The organism is Pseudomonas sp. FP1154 (genome assembly GCF_030687245.1).
GTDB classification, from domain to species: Bacteria; Pseudomonadota; Gammaproteobacteria; order Pseudomonadales; family Pseudomonadaceae; genus Aquipseudomonas; species Aquipseudomonas rhizophila.
Map to the genome: position 1 here is coordinate 3,535,355 of NZ_CP117465.1, position 21,580 is coordinate 3,556,934.

At 60.6% G+C, this 21,580-nt stretch carries 15 protein-coding genes; 11 read left to right on the forward strand and 4 right to left on the reverse strand.

Annotated elements, in window-relative coordinates:
- The first annotated feature begins 73 nt into the window (after nucleotides 1–73).
- From PSH91_RS15930 to PSH91_RS15940, 3 genes are all read left to right on the forward strand, one after another.
- On the forward strand, nucleotides 74–1,096 hold the full coding sequence (locus PSH91_RS15930; RefSeq protein ID WP_305466149.1) for a Gfo/Idh/MocA family oxidoreductase: 1,023 nt from the start codon (nucleotides 74–76) through the stop codon (nucleotides 1,094–1,096).
- Nucleotides 1,093–1,884: a TIM barrel protein gene (locus tag PSH91_RS15935; RefSeq protein WP_305466151.1), complete on the forward strand. Its 792-nt coding sequence runs from the start codon at nucleotides 1,093–1,095 to the stop codon at nucleotides 1,882–1,884. Before PSH91_RS15930 ends, PSH91_RS15935 begins: the two co-directional genes overlap by 4 nt.
- A gap of 79 nt (nucleotides 1,885–1,963) precedes the next feature.
- On the forward strand, nucleotides 1,964–2,890 hold the full coding sequence (locus tag PSH91_RS15940) for a sugar ABC transporter substrate-binding protein (protein WP_305466152.1): 927 nt from the start codon (nucleotides 1,964–1,966) through the stop codon (nucleotides 2,888–2,890).
- 104 nt (nucleotides 2,891–2,994) lie between these two features.
- Here the strand turns inward: PSH91_RS15940 and PSH91_RS15945 are convergent, their stop codons facing one another.
- Complete coding sequence (locus PSH91_RS15945; RefSeq protein WP_047225528.1) at nucleotides 2,995–3,870, reverse strand: LysR family transcriptional regulator; 876 nt, start codon at nucleotides 3,868–3,870, stop codon at nucleotides 2,995–2,997.
- A 99-nt stretch (nucleotides 3,871–3,969) separates the two neighbouring features.
- On the opposite strand from PSH91_RS15945, the gene PSH91_RS15950 reads away from it, so the two are divergent.
- Together PSH91_RS15950 and dctA are read left to right on the forward strand one after the other, a co-directional pair.
- Nucleotides 3,970–5,139, forward strand: coding sequence for a mandelate racemase/muconate lactonizing enzyme family protein (locus PSH91_RS15950; RefSeq protein WP_047225527.1), 1,170 nt, complete (start codon nucleotides 3,970–3,972; stop codon nucleotides 5,137–5,139).
- A gap of 102 nt (nucleotides 5,140–5,241) precedes the next feature.
- Nucleotides 5,242–6,549, forward strand: coding sequence for a C4-dicarboxylate transporter DctA (gene dctA, locus PSH91_RS15955; protein WP_076384140.1), 1,308 nt, complete (start codon nucleotides 5,242–5,244; stop codon nucleotides 6,547–6,549).
- A gap of 70 nt (nucleotides 6,550–6,619) precedes the next feature.
- Here the strand turns inward: dctA and PSH91_RS15960 are convergent, their stop codons facing one another.
- A complete protein-coding gene (locus PSH91_RS15960; protein WP_047225855.1) occupies nucleotides 6,620–7,189 on the reverse strand; it encodes a TetR/AcrR family transcriptional regulator in 570 nt (189 codons plus the stop codon).
- Nucleotides 7,190–7,311: 122 nt separating this feature from the next.
- Here PSH91_RS15960 and PSH91_RS15965 point away from each other — a divergent pair, with 122 nt between their 5' ends.
- A complete protein-coding gene (locus PSH91_RS15965) occupies nucleotides 7,312–8,070 on the forward strand; it encodes an SDR family oxidoreductase (RefSeq protein ID WP_281460095.1) in 759 nt (252 codons plus the stop codon).
- Nucleotides 8,071–8,186: 116 nt separating this feature from the next.
- Nucleotides 8,187–8,921: an NADPH-dependent F420 reductase gene (locus PSH91_RS15970; protein WP_107322858.1), complete on the forward strand. Its 735-nt coding sequence runs from the start codon at nucleotides 8,187–8,189 to the stop codon at nucleotides 8,919–8,921.
- A gap of 115 nt (nucleotides 8,922–9,036) precedes the next feature.
- Here the strand turns inward: PSH91_RS15970 and PSH91_RS15975 are convergent, their stop codons facing one another.
- Together PSH91_RS15975 and PSH91_RS15980 are read right to left on the reverse strand one after the other, a co-directional pair.
- On the reverse strand, nucleotides 9,037–10,458 hold the full coding sequence (locus PSH91_RS15975) for a diaminobutyrate--2-oxoglutarate transaminase (protein ID WP_305466155.1): 1,422 nt from the start codon (nucleotides 10,456–10,458) through the stop codon (nucleotides 9,037–9,039).
- Between the two features lie 122 nt (nucleotides 10,459–10,580).
- Nucleotides 10,581–12,641 carry a TonB-dependent receptor gene (locus tag PSH91_RS15980; RefSeq protein ID WP_107322860.1) on the reverse strand — a complete coding sequence of 687 codons (2,061 nt, stop codon included), beginning with the start codon at nucleotides 12,639–12,641 and terminating at the stop codon, nucleotides 10,581–10,583.
- 248 nt (nucleotides 12,642–12,889) lie between these two features.
- Here PSH91_RS15980 and PSH91_RS15985 point away from each other — a divergent pair, with 248 nt between their 5' ends.
- The 4 genes from PSH91_RS15985 (at nucleotide 12,890) to PSH91_RS16000 (ending at nucleotide 21,541) form a co-directional block, all read left to right on the forward strand.
- Nucleotides 12,890–13,867 (forward strand): TauD/TfdA family dioxygenase, encoded by a 978-nt coding sequence (locus tag PSH91_RS15985; protein WP_107322861.1) that lies wholly within the window; start codon nucleotides 12,890–12,892, stop codon nucleotides 13,865–13,867.
- 7 nt (nucleotides 13,868–13,874) lie between these two features.
- Nucleotides 13,875–17,303, forward strand: coding sequence for a condensation domain-containing protein (locus PSH91_RS15990; protein WP_305466156.1), 3,429 nt, complete (start codon nucleotides 13,875–13,877; stop codon nucleotides 17,301–17,303).
- Between the two features lie 17 nt (nucleotides 17,304–17,320).
- Nucleotides 17,321–18,367, forward strand: coding sequence for a TauD/TfdA family dioxygenase (locus tag PSH91_RS15995; protein WP_188250727.1), 1,047 nt, complete (start codon nucleotides 17,321–17,323; stop codon nucleotides 18,365–18,367).
- A 111-nt stretch (nucleotides 18,368–18,478) separates the two neighbouring features.
- Nucleotides 18,479–21,541: an amino acid adenylation domain-containing protein gene (locus PSH91_RS16000; protein ID WP_305466157.1), complete on the forward strand. Its 3,063-nt coding sequence runs from the start codon at nucleotides 18,479–18,481 to the stop codon at nucleotides 21,539–21,541.
- Nucleotides 21,542–21,580: the final 39 nt, after the last annotated feature.

Consider the following 21,580-nt stretch of genomic DNA (forward strand, 5'->3'; position numbering starts at 1 on the left):
GCTTGCTCCCTGCTTATCCAGACGAGGACATTCTTAGCGCCGAGTCGTAAAAACAATAAAGGGAGTCATGTTCATGAGTACATCCAGGATCATCCGCCTTGGCCTTATCGGCGCCGGCCGCATGGGCAGTTTTCACGGCCTCACCGCCGCCCGTCACATCCCCGGCGCGTGCCTCGCTGCCATCGCCGACCCTACTCCCGGCCAGGCCGCGCGCCTGGCGGCAGAACTGGACGTGCAGAAGGTCTATGCCGATCCACAGCAACTGCTTGATGACCCGGACATCGACGCCGTGTTGATTGCCGCCCCGGCGCGCAGCCATGCCGAACTGGTGATCAGTGCGGCCCGGGCCGGCAAAAGTGTGTTCTGTGAAAAACCGATGGCGATCACCCTGGACGAAGCCGATCGCGCCATAGCTGCGGCTGCCGATGCACGGGTGACACTCCAGGTCGGCTTCAACCGGCGCTTTGCCAGAAGTTTCCGCACCGCTCATCTGGACGTGGTTGCCGGCCGGATCGGTACGCCACAACTGCTGCGCTCGCTGACCCGCGACCCGGCGCTGAACAACCCCGCCGCGTCACCGCAATGGGTGATCTTCCTCGAAACTTTGATCCATGACTTCGATACCCTGCGCTACCTGAATCCGGGCGCCGAGGCGGTTGAAGTTTTTGTGATGGCCGATGCCCTGATCGCACCGGACTACAAGGCCAAAGGATTTCTCGACACGGCGGTGGTCACGATCCGTTTCGACAATGGCGCCATCGCCACGGCCGAGGCCAATTTCCAGGCCGTATATGGCTACGATGTCCGCGGCGAAGTGTTCGGCAGCGCCGGCATGCTGACCATGGGCAACGTCAACGACTCCGACCTGCTGCGCTACCTGGCCAATGGGGTTCAGGCCGACACCCAGCGCATGGACACTGACTTGCTGCGTGATGCCTATGTGGCTGAGCTCAACCACTTTGTCAGTTGCGTGCGCAGTGGCGAAAAACCTCTGGCCAGCGGTGAAGACGCCCGGGCGGCACTGGCCATTGCTCGCGCTTGTATCGAGTCCTTCCAACTGGGCAAACCGGTGCGCGTACAAGGAGCTCATTCATGAGTTTCATACCGTTCAAACTGGCGATCAGCGCCGAGATGGTCTTTCTCGACCTGCCCTTTACCGAGCGGGTCAAACGCATCCACGCGCTGGGCTTCAGCGTCGAGATATGGAACTGGACGACCAAAGACATCCAGGCTCTCGTCGCGACTGGCGCGGATTTCACCTCCATGACCGGCTACATCTCGGGCAACCTGACCGATCCCGAGGGTATCCAGCAACTGCTCGACAGCGCCCAGGAATCTCTAGCCGTCGCAGCCCAATTGGGTTGCCCGTGCCTGAACCTGCACGGCACCGGCCTGGGTGATCAAGGATTGCCAGTCAAACCCGTTGCCCAGACCACCGGCCGCATGTGGTTGAGCGCCTGCAAGACACTGGAAAAAATAGCCCGCCTGGGCGAAGACGCGGGCCGGGTATTCCTGCTGGAAAACCTCAACACTGAAGTCGACCACCCGGGCACGCCTTTCGCCCGCGCTGACGATACCCTGGCACTGATCGAGGCCGTGGGCAGCCCGCACCTGAAGATGAACCTGGACCTCTATCACGCACAGATCGGTGAAGGAAACCTGATCGAACTGATCCAGCGCGCCGGCAACGCCATCGGCGAAATCCAGGTCGCCGACGTTCCTGGCCGCATGGAGCCCGGCACCGGCGAAATCCACTATCGCGCCATTGCCAGGGCGTTGTTCGGCATGGGATACAGCGGTGTCGTCGGCCTCGAAGGCTGGGCCAGCGGTGACAGCGAAGTCGCGCTTGAGCGTTTCAGACAGGCCTTCACGCTTGATGGATGAGGCCGGCACTGGATTCATTTAAAGCCCGCGGCAAATTTCTTGGTGACGTTCAACTCATAACAACAAAAGGAAAACCATCATGCGTCGTTGCACACTGCTTTTCGCCACCCTGCTATTGCTCTTGAGCCAATGGGCCGTCGCCGACTATCGCATCGGCGTCAGCATCGCCAGGGTCGACGACAACTTCATGACCTACGTGCGTAACGGCCTGGACGAGGCCGCGAAAAAGGAAAACGTGCAGATTCAATTCGAGGACGCCCAAGGCGATGTGGTGCGCCAACTCAACCAGGTCCAGGGTTTTATCAATCAGAAAGTGGATGCGGTCATTGTCCTGCCGGTGGACACCTCCGCCACGGCCAACATCACCCGCGCCGCGGTCGAAGCGAAGACACCATTGGTCTACGTCAACCGTCACCCCGACGAGCGTACCTTGCCCAAAGGCGTCGTCACCGTGGCGTCCAATGACATTGAGGCCGGACAGTTGCAAATGCGCTATCTGGCCGAAAAGCTCGGCGGCAAGGGCAGCCTCGCGATCATCATGGGCGACCTGGCGCAAAACGCTACCCACGACCGCACCGAAGGCGTCAAACAGGTGCTCAAGGATTATCCCGGGATCAAGGTTGTCGAGCAGCAAAGTGCCGAGTGGCAGCGCAGCAAAGGGATGGACCTGACCAGTAACTGGTTGCTGGCGGGTAGCCGTTTCGATGCCATCGTCGCCAACAACGACGAGATGGCCATCGGTGCGGCCATGGCGCTGCAACAGGCCGGCAAAGCCAAGGGCGAGATTGCGATTGTCGGTATCGACGGCTTGCCTGACGGCCTGGCGGCAATCAAGCGCGGGATGCTGGTCGCCTCGGTATTCCAGGACCCCAAGGCCCAGGCGAGCAGCGCGGTACAAGCAGCACTCAAGATGATCAAGGGAGAAGCGGTAGAACCGGACGTCTGGGTGCCCTTCCAGCTGATCAGGCCCGAGCAACTGGCGGTGTTTGAGCAACATTACAAGTAGCGGATACGCTCAACGCTTCGCCGCGATCCCGGTAAGGGATCAGCGGCGATTCACAACCCCAAACCCTATTGAGCAACACAGCGCGTCATATAAAACCCGCCGAGTCACTGCCCCACCCTGGCCCAGAATTCTTCGGCAGATGGACTGAGTGGCGCTACTGGACGGGTCAGATGAATTTCCAGCGGTATATCCCAGCTTTCGTCGAGCGCTCTGACCAGGCGCCCATCCAGTATTTCTTGCTCGGTGAGGCTCCTGGGCAACCAGGCCACGCCTTTGCTTTCCAGGGCCATGGACATTAGCACCGCTGCAAGGTGGCTGCTAAAAAGTGGTTTGAGGTGAAGGTAATCTTCTTTGCCACGCAGTCTGTGCGCGACGATACGCCCCAAACCGGATTCATGGGTGTAAGCGAGGTACGGCAATGCCGCAGGCGAGGTGCCGAAGTTAGCGCAGGCACTCGCAAGAGGAACGAGAACGTCTTCACCCACCTTCTTGCCGATGAACTGATCAGGGGCCAGTAGCGGTGGAACATCGGGATGGCGGTGGCAGAGCAGAAACTGAACCTGGCCATGTATCAGCATCTGCTCACAGGCAGCCATGCTGTCTGAGTGCAGTTGCACAGCCTCAATGGGGGCACCGTTCTCTGAGCTTCGCAGCCACTTGGGAAAAAATGTAAACGACAGGGAGTGAGTTGCCGCGAATTGAAGCGACTTGGCGGCCATTCCAGCAACCTCTTGAGCCTCGTTGCGCATTCTGTACAAGCGCCTGGCAGCCTCTTGGGCACTTGGCAAAATTTGCCTGCCAGCTTCAGTAAGCGTCGCTCCTTGAGGCGTTCGAACGAACAACTGCACCCCCATCCAACTCTCTAACGAGCGCACTCTGCGGCTGAATGCCGGCTGGGTAACGTGCCGCGCTTCAGCCGCCCGAACAAAGCTGCCGTACTCCGCAAGCGCTGAAAAATCTTCAAGCCAGACGAGTTCCAAGGGCCATGCCTCCTGTGCATAGGGTGCGGCATTAATAGCATTGGGCGGGTGCCATCGCAAAGCCTAACGTGGGCCTACAAACAACAAGAGGACCCCGTCATGCGCATCGTAGACATTCGTGAAAAAACTGTTTCCATTGCCTCCCCCATCGCTAACGCCTACATCGATTTTTCGAAAATGACCTGCTCGGTTGTCGCGGTCATCACTGATGTAATTCGTGATGGGAAGCCTGTCATTGGCTACGGTTTCAACTCCAATGGTCGCTATGGCCAGGGCGCACTGATGCGTGATCGTTTCCTGGCGCGTATCACGCAAGCGGATCCAGACACGCTCGTCGACCATGAAAACAACAACCTGGATCCGTTCGCCATCTGGAAAACCTTGATGACCAACGAAAAGCCAGGCGGCCATGGCGAGCGCTCTGTCGCCGTTGGCACCATCGACATGGCGGTATGGGATGCCGTCGCCAAGATTGAAGGCAAACCGCTGTATCGCCTGCTGGCCGACCGTTACCGTAACGGCGTGGCCGATGACAAGGTTTGGGTCTATGCAGCGGGCGGCTACTACTACCCTGGCAAAGACCAGACCAAGCTCAAGGCAGAAATGCAGAGCTATCTGGATCGTGGCTACGACGTCGTCAAGATGAAGATTGGTGCGGTACCGCTGGACGAAGATATCCGTCGCATCGAAGCGGTACTTGAAGTGGTTGGCGACGGCCGTCGGTTGGCGGTCGACGCCAATGGTCGTTTCGATCTTCAGACCGGTATCGCGTACGCTGAAGCCATCAAGAAGTACAACCTCTTCTGGTACGAAGAGGTTGGCGATCCGCTGGACTACGCACTCCAGGCCGAGCTTGCCAATCACTATGAACTGCCCATGGCTACCGGTGAAAACCTGTTCTCTCACCAGGATGCCCGTAACCTGCTGCGCCACGGTGGCATGCGCCCCGATCGCGACTACCTCCAGTTCGACTGTGCTCTGTCCTACGGGCTCGTGGAGTACATGCGCACCCTGAAGGTGATGGAAGAAATGGGTTGGTCTTCCCGCCGCGTAGTGCCCCATGGCGGTCACCAGATGTCCCTGAACATCGCAGCGGGTCTGCACCTGGGCGGCAACGAATCTTACCCGGATGTGTTCCAGCCGTTCGGCGGCTTCGCTGACGGCATCCGCGTGGAAAACGGCTATGTCGGTCTGCCGGATATTCCAGGTGTTGGCTTCGAGGCCAAGTCCGCTTTGTACGCAGTGATGCGTGAGTTGGGCGAAGGCTGATCAACCTCGATCTGCGGTCTCTTTGAAAGAGGCCGCAGCCCCCGGCGTCACCCACTGACGCCGAGCCACATGCCCATCACAACAATAAAATGAGGTGCTTCCGTGGAAATCTCCAAGTCCCGCTGGTATGGCCAGCTGTATGTGCAAGTGCTGATCGGCATCGTGATCGGTGCAGCAATCGGTTACTTCGTGCCTGATATCGGAGCCAAGCTGCAACCCTTTGCCGATGGCTTCATCAAACTGATCAAAATGCTGTTGGCGCCCATTATTTTCGGTACGGTCGTTGTGGGTATCGCAAAGATGGGCAATATCAAAGAAGTCGGCCGGATTGGCGTGAAAGCGCTGATCTACTTCGAGATTCTTTCAACCATCGCCCTGGTCGTCGGCCTCATTGTGGTCAACATCGTGAAGCCTGGCGTCGGTATGAACATCAACGCCAGCGCGCTTGATGGAGGTGCCATTAGCAAATACAGCCAAGCTGCCAGTGAGCAAGGCGGCACCATTGATTTCTTTCTCAATATCATCCCGCAAACCTTCATCGGCGCATTCTCCAATGGCGTCATGCTTCAGGTCATCCTGCTTTCGGTATTGATGGGTGTCGCCCTGGTTCAAATGGGTGAAACCAGCAAGCCACTGATCAACACCCTTGACCTGTTCCTGCAAGGCCTGTTCAAGATCGTTGCAATGGTCATGCGCTTGGCGCCGATTGGCGCGGGTGCCGGCATGGCTTTCACGATCGGCAAATACGGGATTGGCACCTTGCTGTCACTCGGCCAGTTGCTGGTCGCGCTCTACATCACGACCTTGTTTTTCATCGTGGTCGTGCTGGGTACGGTTGCTCGATGGTCGGGCATGCCGCTTCTGCAATTTCTTCGTTATTTCAAAGATGAAATCCTCATCACCCTTGGCACCTGCTCAACCGAAGCCGTGCTGCCACGAATGATGGTGAAACTTGAAAAGCTTGGCTGCAAAAAATCGGTAGTGGGCATGGTGTTGCCTACGGGGTACACCTTCAATGCGGACGGCACCTGTATCTATCTCACCATGGCCGCCATCTTCATCGCACAGGCGACCAATACGCCACTGACCTTTGTGGATCAGATGATTCTGCTAGGCGTGTTCCTGCTGACTTCAAAAGGCTCGGCTGGGGTGGCGGGTGCGGGGTTTGTGACACTGGCTGCAACGCTCACAACCATTCACTCCATTCCTCTGGTCGGCCTCGTTTTGCTCCTGGGCATTGACCGGTTCCTCAACGAAGCGCGAGCCGTGACCAACCTGATCGGTAACGGTATCGGCACCATCGCCATTGCCAAGTGGGACAACTCGTTCGATGTCGAGGCCTGCGAGCGTGAGATCGCCGCCATGAAACACCAAAAGGCGACAAGAAAGGCATTGCTGGCGCAAAAATAATCCGTAAGGCGCTCCGGTCATTCCGTTTAAACCACGGCATGACCGGTAGTGGTTTGCGTTTGGACGAAAGCTACACGTTATTCTTCAGGCTTTCAGGGCTACCTGCGCATAGACCATCCATCACCAAGTCCATCAATCTGGCGAGACGTGGGCGCCATTCGCTCTGGGAATCTATTTGCCATATTCCAGCAGTGGCTAGAAAAAAGTCGTCGTGGGTAACCCCGCTACGAATCGTTCCGGCCTTTTCATTAGCCCTCAAAAGCAACTCGGCGGCTGCCTGGACCGGCGCGTATCCCGACTTCCCAGGAAATTCGTAAGTAGAGGCTGCTTGCCGTATCGCGGTCGCAAGTCCCGCCTTGGTCATTGCATATTCAACGAGGCAGTCCATCCACTCTCGGAGGGCCTCCTTAGGGGGTTTTGTGGCGAGTAGCTGTTCGGCCAACGAGGCCACTTGCTGCATTTCGAATTGGTAGACCTCGAATACCAGCGCCTCTCTGTTGGCGAAATGGCGATAGAACGTGCCCTGTCCCACTCCAGCCTTCTTCGCAATCGCACTCAGCGGGACCGCAGGATCGAGCGTCAGCTCTGCCACAGCGACCTTCAGAATTCGTTCTCGATTTTTCTTGGCGTCAGAACGCATCGCCACTTCGTCATTCCTGGGCAAAGTTATTTCCTTCGCTGCATTGCAAAGCGGACAGTTGTCCGGTAATTTTTAACACAAGTGGACAGCTGTCCGCTTTTGTTCTCTTACTGGAGTTTACTATGAACAGCACGGGCAACACGATTCTGGTTACCGGCAGCACCTCAGGCATAGGCCTTGGTCTGGCGCTAAGGCTTCACCAGGCGGGAAACAACGTAATCATCGCGGGACGGCGCAAGGCTCTGCTCGACAAGATCGTGTCGGAACATCCAGGCATTGAATCGGTAGTGCTGGACGTCTGCGATCCGCAATCCATCCAGCGCACCAGCGAAGCGCTTGCGATCAGTCACCCCAATCTGAACGTGCTCATAAACAACGCGGGCATCATGCACTGGGAGGATCTGACTGATTCCCAATACCTGAGCACAGCCGAAGATATCGTGACAACGAACTTGCTTGGCACGATTCGCATGGTGTACGCCTTGACTCCCCAACTGATCAAGCAGCCCAGTGCAACGATCATCAATGTCAGCTCGGCGTTGGCATTCGTCCCGCTGCCTGCGACACCGACCTACTGCGCAACCAAAGCGGCAGTTCATTCATTCACTCAAAGTCTTCGAGTGCAGCTGGAGAACTCATCAGTCGAGGTCATCGAGCTTGCGCCACCGGGAGTGCGTACCACTTTGCTTGGACAGGAAAATGACGAACACGCCATGCCCTTGGACGAGTTCCTGAATGAAATCTTCGCACTGCTCGAGATCGCTCCGACCCCACAAGAACTGGTCGTCGAGCGCGCCAAGCCACTACGGTTTGCTGAAGCGAACGGTTCACATGCTGAGGTACTCGAAATGCTTGCGGGATACAAACCACCGACAGAATGATCTCAACCGTGCGGATGACACCTGAAGTATTGCTGGATCTTCGCCACACACTTAATTCGTTCGCACACCCAGGCAACGGTAATTGAATATTGTTTGTATGCGAGGAGGTTATTGACATGAAAATCGGAATTATCGGCGCGGGCAACATTGGGGCTACTCTTGCCCGTAAGCTCGCTGCATGCGGCCATGAAGTGAAACTGGCCAACTCGAAGAGCCCTCAGAGTATTCAGGACCTCGCCAACGAAATCGGTGTACGGGCGGTGACCAAGGAAGACGCTGTGTCGGATGTGGATGCGGTTATCCTCTCGATCCCCTTCGCGAAGTACCCCGATCTGCGCCAAACGTTAAGTCATGTTCCCGAGAAGGTCGTCGTCATTGACACGTCCAATTACTATCCGGGACGAGACGGGGCGATCAAGGAGGTAGACGACGGCAAGCCCGAGAGCATCTGGGTAAGCGAGCAGATTGGTCGCCCGGTCGTCAAGGCATGGAACGCCGTTCTCGCAGCGACTCTTGCCGACAAAGGCCAACCAGCCGGGTCTTCAACACGCATCGCCTTACCCGTGGCTGGGGATGACCCCTATGCCGAGGCAATCGCGCAGGATCTTGTCGAGGATACCGGGTTCACCGCGCTTGCCGCTGGCAGCCTTGAGAGTTCATGGCATCAGCAACCAGGCACGCCTGCATACTGCACCGAACTAACCCTGCCGGAGCTAAAATCGGCCTTGTGTGCGGCTGATAAAATCAGGGCGCCTCAAAACCGGGACGCACTTCTGGCCAGATTCATGGCTCCCGGTGGTCAGTTTACACATGAGCAAATTGTTGCCACGAATCGTGCAATGACAGCCTGACTATCGAACTGCTGAATCGCGCGGCCACCGCCAGATTAGGCGGTAGCCGTCGCTCAATCTCAACGCCGGCAAAGCACAATCCGTTACGGCGGGCGCGCATCGGCGGATCAAATGATTATTGTGCGGAGCCTTCGCTGAGCGTGCTTGCTGCCTGAAACAGGATCTGCCCCACAAAATCGATCTCCTGCTCAGTGATGATCAGCGGCGGCAAGAAGCGCACCGTCGCCCCATGGCGCCCACCAAGCTCGACGATCAAGCCGTGCTTCAGGCAAGCCTGCTGGAAGGCCTTGGCCCGGGCTGTGTCCACCGGCGGATGGCCCTGTACATCAAGGGTGCCCTGCGGGTCGACGATTTCCATCCCGAGCATCAGGCCGCGACCACGTACATCGCCAATCCAGGCGAACTCGTTTTGCAGCGCCTGCAGTTGTTTTTGCAGATAAGCGCCGACCTTTTCAGCGTGCTGGACCAGGCCTTCATCGCGGATGAAACGCAAGGTCGCGGTACCGGCCGCCATCGCCAACTGATTGCCGCGGAACGTGCCGGCGTGGGCACCCGGCTGCCAGACGTCCAGCGACTCGTGGTAGACCATGACCGACAGCGGCAACCCGCCACCGATGGCTTTGGAGAGGGTGATGACATCCGGCGTGATCCCCGATTGCTCGAAGCCAAACATCCGGCCACTGCGGGCAATGCCGCACTGGATCTCGTCGACGATCAGCGGGATGCCGTGGGCCTGGGTCAATCGGCGCAGTTCCTGCAGCCAGCGGTCCGGCGCGGCAATGACCCCACCCTCCCCTTGAATCGGCTCCAGGATCAGCGCCGCCGGTGCGGTCACCCCGCTTTCCGGGTCGTTGAGCAAGTGCTCCAGGTAACGCACGTTCAACGTGACTGCCTGATCGCCGGCCACCCCGAACGGGCAACGATAATCGTGCGGGAACGGCAGGCGCTGCACACCTGGCATCAATGCGCCGAGGGCATTTTTCGGTGACAGGTTGCCGCTGATGGCCAGCGTACCCAGGGTCATCCCGTGATAGGCCCCTTCGAACGCCAGGACTGAATGCCGCCCCGTGGCGGTGCGGGTCAGCTTGAGCGCGGCCTCGACCGCATCGGCCCCACTCGGGCCGCAGAACTGGATGCGTGCATGGCGAGCGAACTCGCTAGGCAGGCAAGCGAAAATCTCTTGGACGAATGCGTCCTTCACGGGGGTCATGAGGTCCAGGGTGTGCATCGGCACACCGGCTGCCATGACCTGAGTGATGGCTTCGATAATCACCGGATGGTTGTGGCCTAGCGCCAGGGTGCCGGCACCGGCCAGGCAATCGACAAACACTTGCCCCCGGCTGTCCTGCACATAAATGCCATGGGCCCTCTCAAGCACCAGCGGAATGCGTCGCGGGTAACTGCGGGCGTTGGATTCCTGCTGTTGCTGACGTTCCAGCAGTGGGGTCGAATCGAGGCAGTAAGGACTCGACAGGCCGGTGTGCAACAGGCGCAGCTGTTGCGCGCCACCCGCTGTGACATTCGAAAAAGCACTCATGATTTCCTCCATGGAGGCTGGGTTTGGAAGGGAACGAACAGCCTGGAAACAAACATCCGATACGTTGCAGGACAGGCGCGAGGAGATTGCCTCCCCGCGCCTTTGGGTTTACATGTCGTCGCTTACATATCGTAACGAAGGCTCATGCCCACCGTGCGCGGTGCGCCGACGTCGATGATGTCGTCGTTACGATTGTTGGTGACGTATTCCTTGTCGAAGGCGTTTTTGACGTAAGCGGACACAGCGACGTTCTTGGTGACTTTGTACTCGGTGTTGAAGTTCACCAGCACATAGGCGTCGCTCTTACGCTCACCAGTGACTTTGCCGTTTGAATCGAACTCATACTCCGAAGGCGCGGTGCCCTGATAGACAACGTCCGTGCCGAATATCAGACGGTCGTCGAAGCGATAGACACCCCCCACAGAGGCCTTGTATTTAGGCGAGAAGAGGAACGACTCACCGCTCCTGTCCTGACCGCTGTCAGAGACGAAGTCCTTGTATTTGCTATCGGTCACGGCCGCGCCGACGTTCAGGGTCAGTTGCTCGGTGATGTCTTTTTCGACGAAGACTTCCAGGCCCTTGATGTCACTGCGACCGGCGTTGTAGATATCAATGACCGCGCTACCGTTCTGCCGAACGCTGACCTGCTGGTCTTTCCAGTCGGTGTAGTACAGGTTGGCGCGGGTGCGCAGGGTCTTGTCGAAGAACGAACCACGATAAGACAGCTCGTAGTTGGTGGTGTATTCCGGGTCGTAGGCCTGGTGACCACTACCGGAGCGCAGGTTGACGCCGCCACCGCGATAGCCCTTCTGCACCATGAAACCGAGGTACTGGTCCGTTGCCAGTTCATAGTCGATGCCGAGTTTCGGCAGCACGGCATCAAACGACTTCTTGATTTTCTCGGGAACGAAGCGGCCGTCCTCTTCGATATCGGTATCGTTCGTCTCATGGTCGTAACGCAGACCGGTGATCAACGTCCAGCGCGGTGCGAACGTCCAGTTGACTTCACCGAACACCGCCTTGTTTTCAATCTTGGTATCACCTTTGACCGTACGAACCAGCACGTCATCGAAAAACAACCGGTCGTGGAAAGCGTTGGTGTTGTGGCCATAGTACGCACCCACAAAACTCTTCACTGTGTCTGAGGCGTAATTCAGGCGCAGCTCCTGACTGAACAGGTTACCGTCTTGCTTACGCAGCACGACCTCGTCAGCCAACGCCGTCTGGTCAAAGTCCAGACGGTTGCTGTAATCGGTGCTGGTATTGGCGGTCATGCTCGTCAGCGACCAGGCATCGTTCAGACGATAATCCACCTTGGCGCTGAGGGTGTCCTGCTTGAGGTTGTCGAAAGCCTTGGTGTTGGACGCGATATCGTAATAGCTCGGCTTGCCGTTGACGCGCATGGTTGAACGGTCGCCCTGGCGGTGCTCGCTGTGGGCGTAGGTCAGCAGGACATCGGTGTCGTCGTTGGGCAGGATCAGCAATTTGCCGCGGGTGTTGCTGGTGCGACGCGGGTTGGCGTCGTCATTGAGCGTGGTGTTGCGGATGTAGCCGTCACCTTCGCCATAGTCCACGGCGATACGCCCGGCGATCTTGTCGTCGACGATGGAACCACCACCGGCCACCGCCGCCCCGCGCTCGCCGTAATTGCCCACATTGGTTTGTGCCGAGAAGCTCGGTTCGAAAGTTGGGTTCTTGGTCCGGATAACCACCGCGCCGGCCAGGGAGTTACGGCCCTGGGTGGTGGATTGCGGGCCAAGGAATACTTCGACCTGCTCGGCATCCCAGAGCGGGACCGGGCTGAGGGTCAGCGCACGGTTGGGCTGCACGGCACCGTCGACATACACCGATACCGCACCATTGAGGGCCGCCGGGCCCTGATCGTCAAAACCGGACACCGGAACACCACGGATACCCCAGTTCTCATTGCCGGCCTGGCTATAGACGCCAGGTGTGCGGGCAAACACATCCACCAGGTCCTTGTCGCCGTGCTCACGCAGATTCTTGTCGGTGACGACCACGACGCTGGACTGGGTCTGCTCAAGCGTGCGGTCGATTTTTTCACCTGTCACGGTGATCGGAGCAATCTCCATCGTGCCGGCTTCTTCGGCCGCCCATGCAGCGTTGCTCAGGCCTATGGCCGACCCTACAGCCAACGCAATTGTGTTCTTTTTGAAATTCACGCCCCGCTCCCCTGCGACAGATATTTTTAGGTTTTTTGAGCTGGCCGAAGGCTGTGTGGCGCCAGCGGAGCGGAGTCTAATCCAAAAAAAAAATTAAATAAATAGTATTGATAATCCATCTCATTTGTACCTAGTATGACGTCTTGTATTGATTTGAATACATTACAGACGAGTCCTACACAACCGACCGCTGCCCTGCTTTCAAGGTCTTGTGACTGGTCGAAGAAGACAAAAGAGGATGTACAAGGATGACCTCAATCGAACACCTGAACGGGCGTTCCGAGCTTTTTTCCATGGCGCCCACGGATGCAAGCGCCCAGTCGCTACCCCTGCTGGTGCAGGGGGCATCGGGACAGTCGATCCACGATCTGGACGCCTCGATTCGCGACAGCCTGGCTCATGCCCTGACCACGGTTGGCGGCGTGTTGTTTCGCGGTTTCACGGTCGCCACGCCCATCGACTTCAAGCGCTTCGCCGCCAGCTTCGGTACGCCGCTGGCCAGTTACGAATTCGGCTCCACGCCACGCAGCAAGGTCTTCGCCGGGGTTTATAGCTCTACGGAATACCCGGCCCATCAATTCATACCCTTGCACAACGAGCAGGCCTACACCCGCCCTTGGCCTTCGCGCATCTGGTTTCACTGCATCAAGGCCAGTGAAACCGGCGGCGAGACCCCGATTGCTGACAGCCGCCTGATCTACCAGCGCATGCCCGCCGAGATCCGCGAGCTGTTCGCCAGCCGCGAGTTGCTCTACGTACGCAACTACAGCGGCGCCCTGGACCTGCCTTGGGAAAAAGTCTTCAACACCCAGGACCGTGCCCAGGTCGAACGCTACTGTCGGGACAACGACATCGAGTGGGAATGGAAAGCCGATGGCGACCTGCGCACTCGCCAACGTTGCGCCGCCGTGCAGCAGCATCCCGATACCGGTGAATGGGTCTGGTTCAACCAGGCGCACCTGTTCCATGTCTCGGCCATCGAACCGAGCGTACGCGCCAGCCTGCTGGCAGCGGTGGGTGAAGAGAACCTGCCGCGCCATGTCTATTTCGGCGACGGCTCGGCCATTGCCGACGACATGCTCGACACCGTGCGCGAGGTTTACCGCGAGACTGCCATCAGCTTCCCCTGGCAACCGGGCGATATCCTGATGCTCGACAACCGACTGGTGGCACACGGTCGCAATCCTTTCACCGGTGACCGCAAAGTCATCGTGGCCATGGCGTGAATTGCACATGTTTTCATTCAAACATTGGATCGAGGTGCTGGAAGCCAACGCCCAGCACTTCCCTCAGCGTGCTGCCCTGCATTTCTTGCCGGACGGTGTAAACATCGGCGAAACCCTGACCTTTGCCCAACTGCACGAGCAGTCCCAGTCCCTGGCGGCCGCGCTGCAAGCGCGTTATGCGCCGGGTGATCGCGTGCTGTTGATGCTGCCCAGCAGCCTCGACTACGCCCGCGCCTTCTGTGCCTGCCTATATGCGGGCCTGATTGCCGTGCCGTTGTTTCCGCCACCGTCGCGCAAACCGCGCCACCTCGACCGCGTTCGCAACGTGGTAGTGGATGCCGAGCCGGCGCTGATTCTGGCACCGGCGGATCATTGCGAAAGCCTGCAGGAACTGGTGGAGGGCCGCGTCGAGGTGCTGACCGTCCAGCACCTGGGCACACCACCGGCCAGCCAGTGGCAACGCCCGGCTATCGACGGTTCGACCGTAGCCTTCCTGCAATACACCTCGGGCTCGACCGGCTCGCCAAAAGGCGTCGAAGTGCGTCAGCGCAACCTGATCGCCAACGTCGAACTGATGCGCCAGGCGTACGATTTCGACGAGCACGGCGCCATGGTCAACTGGCTGCCGCTGTATCACGACATGGGCCTGATCGGCGGCATGCTGGCTCCGCTCTACAGCGGCATGCCGTGCTACCTGATGGCTTCCCAGACCTTCGTCAATGCGCCGTCGACCTGGCTGCAGGCATTGAGTCGCTACCGGGCCACCGCCAGCTTCGCCCCCAACTTCGCCTATGCCCTGTGCAACCGCGTGGTCAGCGACAACCTGATCGCACAGCTGGACCTGAGCAACTGGAAACACGCCATCAACGGCGCAGAGCCGATCCATCCCGGCACCCTGGAAGCCTTCGCCCAGCGTTTTGCCGCCTGCGGCCTGAACCCGTTGGCCATCAGCCCCGGTTATGGCCAGGCCGAAGCAACGCTGTGCGTCAGCGCCACGCCGGCCGATGCGCTGCCGGTGGTGCTGCGCCTGGACAAAGCCGTGCTGGAGAGCGGTCGCGTGGCCCTGGCCGCTGCCGATGCCGCCGCGGTGGAGTTCGTCGCCTGCGGTTATCCGCAAGCCTTGCACAGCATCGCCATCGTCGACCCGCACACCTTCGAGCGCTGCGCCGCCAATCGCATCGGCGAAGTCTGGCTCAAGGGCCCGAGCAACGCCGAATCCTACTGGAAGAATCCCGAAGCCACTCGTGAGGCCTTTGAGGCACGGATTGTCGGCTCATCGGAGCATTACCTGCGCTCCGGCGACCTGGGCTTCATGCACGAAGGCCAGGTGGTGATCTGCGGGCGGCTCAAGGACCTGTTGATTCTCAATGGGCGCAACCTTTACCCCCACGACATCGAATTCGCCATTACCGACGCCGAGCCGGGCATCCGTACCGGACGCATCGCCGCCTTCGCGCAAATGGACCCGGCACTGGGCCGCGAGAAACTGGTGATTGTCGCCGAGCCGCAGCGCAAGTTCGTCGACCCGGCGCATCATCCGGCGCTGTTCGCGTCGATGCAAAGCGCTGTGCGCGAAGCCGCCGACTGTGGCATTGACCAGATTGTGCTGGTGCAAGCCGGCACCATCCCGATGACCACCAGCGGCAAGATCGCCCGCCAAGGTGCGCGCAAACAACTGGCCGCCGGCACGTTGAGCATCATCGCCCAGAGCGGTGGAACGCTGGCCTCGAACGACGAGCCCCTTGACCTTGCCCAGCTCAAAAACCTGGCGACCGAAACGTCGCAACAGGCCCAAGCCGCCTGCCGCCAATGGCTGGAACAGACGCTGCACGCGGTCAACCCGTATTTTTCCGCCGACTTCGACCTCAGCCTGATCGGCCAGGGCCTGGATTCCATCGGCGTGGCCGACTTTGCCGCGCGCCTGCACAGGGACCTGAGCTGGAACCTCGATACCCAAAGCCTGTTCGGGGAAACCACCCTGGGGCAATGGGCGCTGGCCCTGCACGCTTTCCTCAATGATCCAACGCCAACGGCCGATGCTCCCACCGAGCAGACCAACCCCAGTCAGGGGCATCAGTCGTTCGCCCAGCGTCGCTTGTGGTTCCTGCGCCAACTGAACCCGGACGACACCCGCCACAACCTGGTACTGCACCTGCGCCTGCAAGGTCCGCTGGACATCGAGACGTTGGCCCTGCGCCTGAACACGCTGGTCGAGCGTCACGGCGTGTTGCGCACGGTGTACCGCGACAGTGTCGATGGCCCGCAACAACAGGTGTTGCCGGCCACGGCTGTAGCGCTGGTCCATCATGATGTGCGTGAGCAGAACCAAGCGCAGCAACAGCAGACGTTGAACGAAAGCCTGGCCCAAGAACACACCACCCCTGTCGATCTGCAAGCCGGCCCAGTGCTGCGAGCGCAGTTACTCAGCCGCCATGACCAACAGCATGACCTGCTGTTGACGCTGCACCACATCGCCTTCGACGGACGCTCGGCGCAACTATTGTTGGCAGAACTGGCGGGTTCGGCGGAGGCCGCGCTGCCGGGGCAATACCTGGCTTTCGCCCAATGGGAAGCCCTGCACTGGAGCGAACAGCGAATCGCCACCGAGCAAGGCTTCTGGCGCGAACACCTGGCCGGCATGCCGCAAACGTTGGAACTGGGTGGCAGCGGCCAGGCCCCGGGCGAATACAGCCTGGACTTCAACGTGCCGCAGACCGGCTGTGAGCGCTTGGCAGCGCTGGCCCGCGAACAAGGCATGACGTTGTTCATGTTGTTGCTGGCCAGCTACCAACTGGTCCTCAAGCAACTGGGCGGCCAGCCGCAGTTCCTGTTGGGCACCGACGTCAGCGGCCGACCGCTGGCAGAGCACAACGACGTCATCGGTTTCTTCGTCAACCAGTTGACCCTGCGTTGTGACTTGCGCGGCGAAGCGACCCTGGCCGGTTTCCTTGAGCAGGTTCGCGATGAGTCGCGCCTGGCCTATGCCCATCAAGGCCTGCCTTTTGATCTGGTGGTCTCGGCACTCGCGCCGCAGCGCCGCCCCGGTCACTCGCCGCTGTTCCAGGTCAAGCTCAACTATCAACCGTCACGGGTGACCCCGACTGCCATCGCTGGCGCGCAGTTGTCCGCGCTGGAGGTGGCCCAGGCACCGGGGGACTTCCACCTGGTGCTCGACCTGGTGCACGGCGACGAAGGCCTCGCCGCGACCCTCAAGTATCGCGGCGAATACTTCGACCGGGACCGTGCCTTGCGCCTGCAACACCTGTGGACGCGCCTGCTGGAGCAGATGCACAGCCTGCTGGACGAGCCGTTGCCGGCACTGGCCGAGCGCATCGACAGCTGGGATCAGGCCTTTACCCGGGAGCGACAGCAGTCCCAGGCGCTGGCCGGTCGCAGCCAGATGATGCAAGCCAAACGTCGCTCCTTGTCCCTTTAACCGAGTCGGATGCCGTTATGTCTATCGTGCCCCCATCGCCACGCGCCCTTGGCGCCGTGCGTCGCAAAGCCATGAACGTCTCGGAACAACAGTTGGTCACCGAGCGCCTGCTCAGTCCGGACCACGCGCTGCCCCTGGTGATCGAACCAGCGGTCAGCGGCGTTGACCTGATCGCCTGGGCCGCCCGGGAACGCGAGTCGCTGGAAAAGAAACTGCTGCAGTACGGCGCCCTGCTGTTTCGCGGCTTCAACGTCGCGTCTGTCGAGCAGTTCGACCAGGTGATCGCCGCCCTCTCCCCCGGAGCGCTGGAATACATGTTCCGCGCGTCCCCCCGGACACGGGTCGGCGGCAACATCTACACCTCGACCGACTACCCGGCCGACCAGATGATTTTTCCCCACAACGAGCACTCCTACTCGCCGCGCTTCCCGCTGCGGTTGTTCTTCTACTGCCAACTGCCGTCCGAGACCGGCGGTGAAACACCGATCGGCTCGACCCGCGCCGTAAAGGCCAGGATCAGCCCGCAGATCGAAGCGCGGTTCCGGGAAAAAGGCGTGCTGTACGTTCGCAACTACGGCGACGGTTTCGGCCTGCCGTGGCAGAGCGTGTTCCAGTCCGAAGACCGCCGCGAAGTGGAAGCCTACTGCGCCAGCGTCGGCATCGAAGTGGAATGGAAAGACAACAATCGCCTGCGCACCCGCCAACGCGGGCCGGCCGTGGTGCGCCACCCGCGCACCGGCGAAGAGGTCTGGTTCAACCACGCCACGTTCTTCCACATCAGCACCCTGCCCGAGCGAATCCGCGATTCGCTGCAAAGCAACTTCAACGACCTCGACCTGCCCACCAACACCTTTTACGGCGATGGCCAACCGATCGAGCCGCAGGTCCTGGAATCGCTACGCGCGGCCTACCTCGACTCGCTGGTGCGCTTCAGTTGGCAGCAGGGGGACGTGTTGTTCATCGACAACATGCTCGCCGTGCACGGTCGCGAACCCTTTACCGGCAAGCGCGCCATCATGACCGGCATGGCTGAAGCCCTGCTGTCGAGCGACGTTGCCGTCTGACATTCAACGGGTCCACCCGCCGTTCGCAGGCGGCTTGCCTGACACGAGTCCAGCAAGCCCCGACGTCTGTGCGGTGATCCAGGCTCAAGCCCTTTTCCAGTCGAGATGAACATGAGCGGACTTCAAGGTTTTCGTATTTCCCCGCAACAGGCATCGGTTTACCCCCACACCCACGGCGCAGCGCAGCACCCGTTCAGCTGTCATTTGCAATGGTCGCTGTCACAACCGCTGGACGTCGATGCACTGAACAACCGCCTGCAGGCACTGGTGGCCGGCAGCGAAATCCTGCGCACACACCTGATGCCCGTGCCAGGCCTGCGCCACCCGGTGCAGGTGATTGACGAAGCCGGCTCACTGGCGGTGAACCTCCAGGACCTGCGCCAGCACAGCCGCGCCGATCAGGACGCCGCGCTCGCTCAGCTCGCCACCCAGCCCCGTGACTGGACAACCCCGCTGTGGGTGACCCTGGTGCGCCTGTCCGATGAGCAAGGCGTGCTGGACCTCGCGGCGGCCAGCAGCCACTTCGACCTCGCCAGCCTGAAATGGCTGGCCGCTGCATTGCTGCAAGACACTGCCACGGACCTGTCCGAAACCCTGCAGTACGCCGATTACGCCGAATGGCGCTGGAGCCTGGTGGAAGACGCACCGGATCATCCGGGCGTGAGCTTCTGGAAACCTGCGGGCGACACCGAACAGGCCACCTTGCAGCTGCCGCTGGAATCGCCCCTCGATGGTGGATTTGCGCCGACCCGACTGGAGCTGACGCTGCCGGCCGACCTCGCCCGTCACCCGGCCCTGACCCCGGAACTGCTGCTGGCGGCATGGGCAGCGGTCCTGGGACGACTGGCCGGCCAGCAACAGGTGCCACTCACTCTGATCCATGAAAGTCGCGGCGCGGAACTGGAGAACACCCTGGGCCTGTTCGAACAGTGCCTGCCCGTGAGCATCGAACTGGATGCCCAGGCGACTCTGCTGGAGCAAAGCACGCAAGTGGCCGCCACCCTGGAACGGCTGATTGGCTGGCAAGACTATTACACCGGCGACCACCACGCCGGATACGCTTTTGCCTGGCGCTCCGGCGATGCCCGGGAGCGCCACGCCAGTGCGGTCATGAACCCGTTGAAGGCTTGCCTGAACGTCCGCCAGTTGCCCGACAGCCTGCACGCGCAGGTGGTCTACGACCGCCATGTCCTCAGCGCCGACGCTGTGGGCTGCCTCGCCGAACAATGGCTGCACCTGCTGCACGGCGCCCTGGCCGAACCGCAACGGGGCTGGGCCCAATTGCCCCTGGGTGGCGCGCTGCAATCGCAGTTGATCGGTGCCGGCGCGAGCGCACCCTCCATCGAACCGGTGACGCTGGTGGAATTGATTGCCCGTCAGGTTCGCCAACAACCGAACGCCATCGCCCTCAGCGACCAGGACGGTGACCTGAGCTACAGCCGCCTCGACGCATGCGCCACGCAACTGGCCCATCAACTGGTCGCCGCCGGCATCGGTCCAGGGGTGCCCGTCGGCATCCTGTTCGCCCGCAGCAACGCAGCCATTGTCGCCATGCTCGCCGTCTTGAAAGCCGGTGGCGCCTACGTGCCCGTCGATCCGACCTACCCCGCCGACCGCCGCGCCTACATGCTCGCCGACAGTGCCATCGCCCACATCGTGGTCAGCGCCGAACTGGCCGACAGCGTGCCGGCCAACCTGCAACGCTTCGTGCTGGATGAGCTGACAACACAGGACCTCGGCGACTGTCCGGCACTGCCCTTGCCGGACGCCAACGACCTCGCCTACCTGATCTACACCTCCGGCTCTACCGGTGCGCCGAAAGCCGTGGAAATCAGCCACGGCGCCTTGAGTTTCTCGACCCAAGTGCGCATGGCGGCCTATGAGACTCCGGTGCGCGCCTACCTGTTGTTGTCGTCGTTTGCCTTCGACAGTTCGGTCGCCGGGATTTTCTGGACCCTGGCCCAAGGCGGACGCCTGGTATTGCCCGCCCCAGGCGAAGAGTTGGAGATGGCCCGCCTGGCGCAGTTGATTGCCCAGCACCAGGTCAGCCACGGACTGTCGCTGCCGTCGCTGTACCAAGCCCTGCTCGATCAATTGCAGCGCAGCGGGGGAACCGACAGCCTCGCCTGCTGGATCGTCGCGGGTGAGGCTTGCCCGCCGTCGCTGATCGCGCAACACAGCAAGACCCTGCCACACGCACATCTGGTGAACGAATACGGCCCCACTGAGGCCACCGTCTGGGCCACCTATGAGGTGCTGGACCCAAGCCGGAACGTCAGCATCGGCCGTCCGATCGCCGGCATGGACCTGCGCCTGCTGAATGAATTCGACACGGCTTGCGGCATTGGCGAACCGGGTGAAATCGTCCTCGCCGGCCCCACCCTGGCCCGCGGCTATCGCCACAAACCCGAAGAAACCGCCAAGGCCTTCGTCACCCTGGCCGACGGCACTCGCGCCTACCGCACCGGCGACCTGGCGTGCTGGCTGGCCGACGGGCGCCTGGCATTCCTGGGGCGCAAGGACCATCAGGTCAAGGTGCGCGGCTACCGCATCGAACTGGGCGAAATCGAACGCCAGTTGTGCAGCCACAGCGACGTGCGCGAAGCGGCCGTGATTGTCCAGGAACACGCCGCCGGCAAGCGCTTGCTCGCCTATGTCCTGGCCGCCCACGGCTACGCACCGGACTCGGAGGCGATCAAGCGTTTCCTCGGCGAGCGTCTGCCGTCGTACATGGTGCCGGCCCTGGTGCTGACCCTGACGAGCTTTCCGCGCACGCCCAACGGCAAACTCGACACCCGCCAGTTGCCCGACCCGGAGCAGCTCGACGAAAGCGCCCACGTGGCGCCGCGCAACGCCATGGAAACCACCCTGCAAGCCATCGTCGCCAAGGTCTTGAAACTCTCGACAGTGAGCGTCACCGACAACTTCTTCGCCATCGGCGGCGACTCGATCCTGAGCCTGCAAGTGGTGGCCCAGGCCCATGAGCAAGGCATCGCACTGTCGGCCAAGCAAGTGTTCGAACGCCAGACCGTCGCAGCCATGGCCGAGGTCGCGCAACCGCTGGATCCCAGCGCCGCCGAGCCGCAAGCCGACAGCACCGAATTCAGCGCCTCGGGCCTGTCCGATGACGAAATGCAAGCGCTGATGGCCGAACTGGACGAGGCCGACCTGTGAGCGGTTCTTCTCGTCACCACGCCATCACCGTCGCCCCTA

Bases quoted from the DNA above. Each gene is read 5' to 3' on its own strand.
- PSH91_RS15970 (WP_107322858.1), top strand. From the start codon at position 8,187: ATGAAAATCGGAATTATCGGCGCGGGCAACATTGGGGCTACTCTTGCC.
- PSH91_RS15950 (WP_047225527.1), top strand. From the start codon at position 3,970: ATGCGCATCGTAGACATTCGTGAAAAAACTGTTTCCATTGCCTCCCCC.
- PSH91_RS15960 (WP_047225855.1), bottom strand. From the start codon at position 7,189: ATGCGTTCTGACGCCAAGAAAAATCGAGAACGAATTCTGAAGGTCGCT.
- PSH91_RS15985 (WP_107322861.1), top strand. From the start codon at position 12,890: ATGACCTCAATCGAACACCTGAACGGGCGTTCCGAGCTTTTTTCCATG.
- PSH91_RS16000 (WP_305466157.1), top strand. From the start codon at position 18,479: ATGAGCGGACTTCAAGGTTTTCGTATTTCCCCGCAACAGGCATCGGTT.
- PSH91_RS15965 (WP_281460095.1), top strand. From the start codon at position 7,312: ATGAACAGCACGGGCAACACGATTCTGGTTACCGGCAGCACCTCAGGC.
- PSH91_RS15995 (WP_188250727.1), top strand. From the start codon at position 17,321: ATGTCTATCGTGCCCCCATCGCCACGCGCCCTTGGCGCCGTGCGTCGC.
- PSH91_RS15940 (WP_305466152.1), top strand. From the start codon at position 1,964: ATGCGTCGTTGCACACTGCTTTTCGCCACCCTGCTATTGCTCTTGAGC.
- PSH91_RS15975 (WP_305466155.1), bottom strand. From the start codon at position 10,458: ATGAGTGCTTTTTCGAATGTCACAGCGGGTGGCGCGCAACAGCTGCGC.
- PSH91_RS15935 (WP_305466151.1), top strand. From the start codon at position 1,093: ATGAGTTTCATACCGTTCAAACTGGCGATCAGCGCCGAGATGGTCTTT.
- PSH91_RS15930 (WP_305466149.1), top strand. From the start codon at position 74: ATGAGTACATCCAGGATCATCCGCCTTGGCCTTATCGGCGCCGGCCGC.
- PSH91_RS15990 (WP_305466156.1), top strand. From the start codon at position 13,875: ATGTTTTCATTCAAACATTGGATCGAGGTGCTGGAAGCCAACGCCCAG.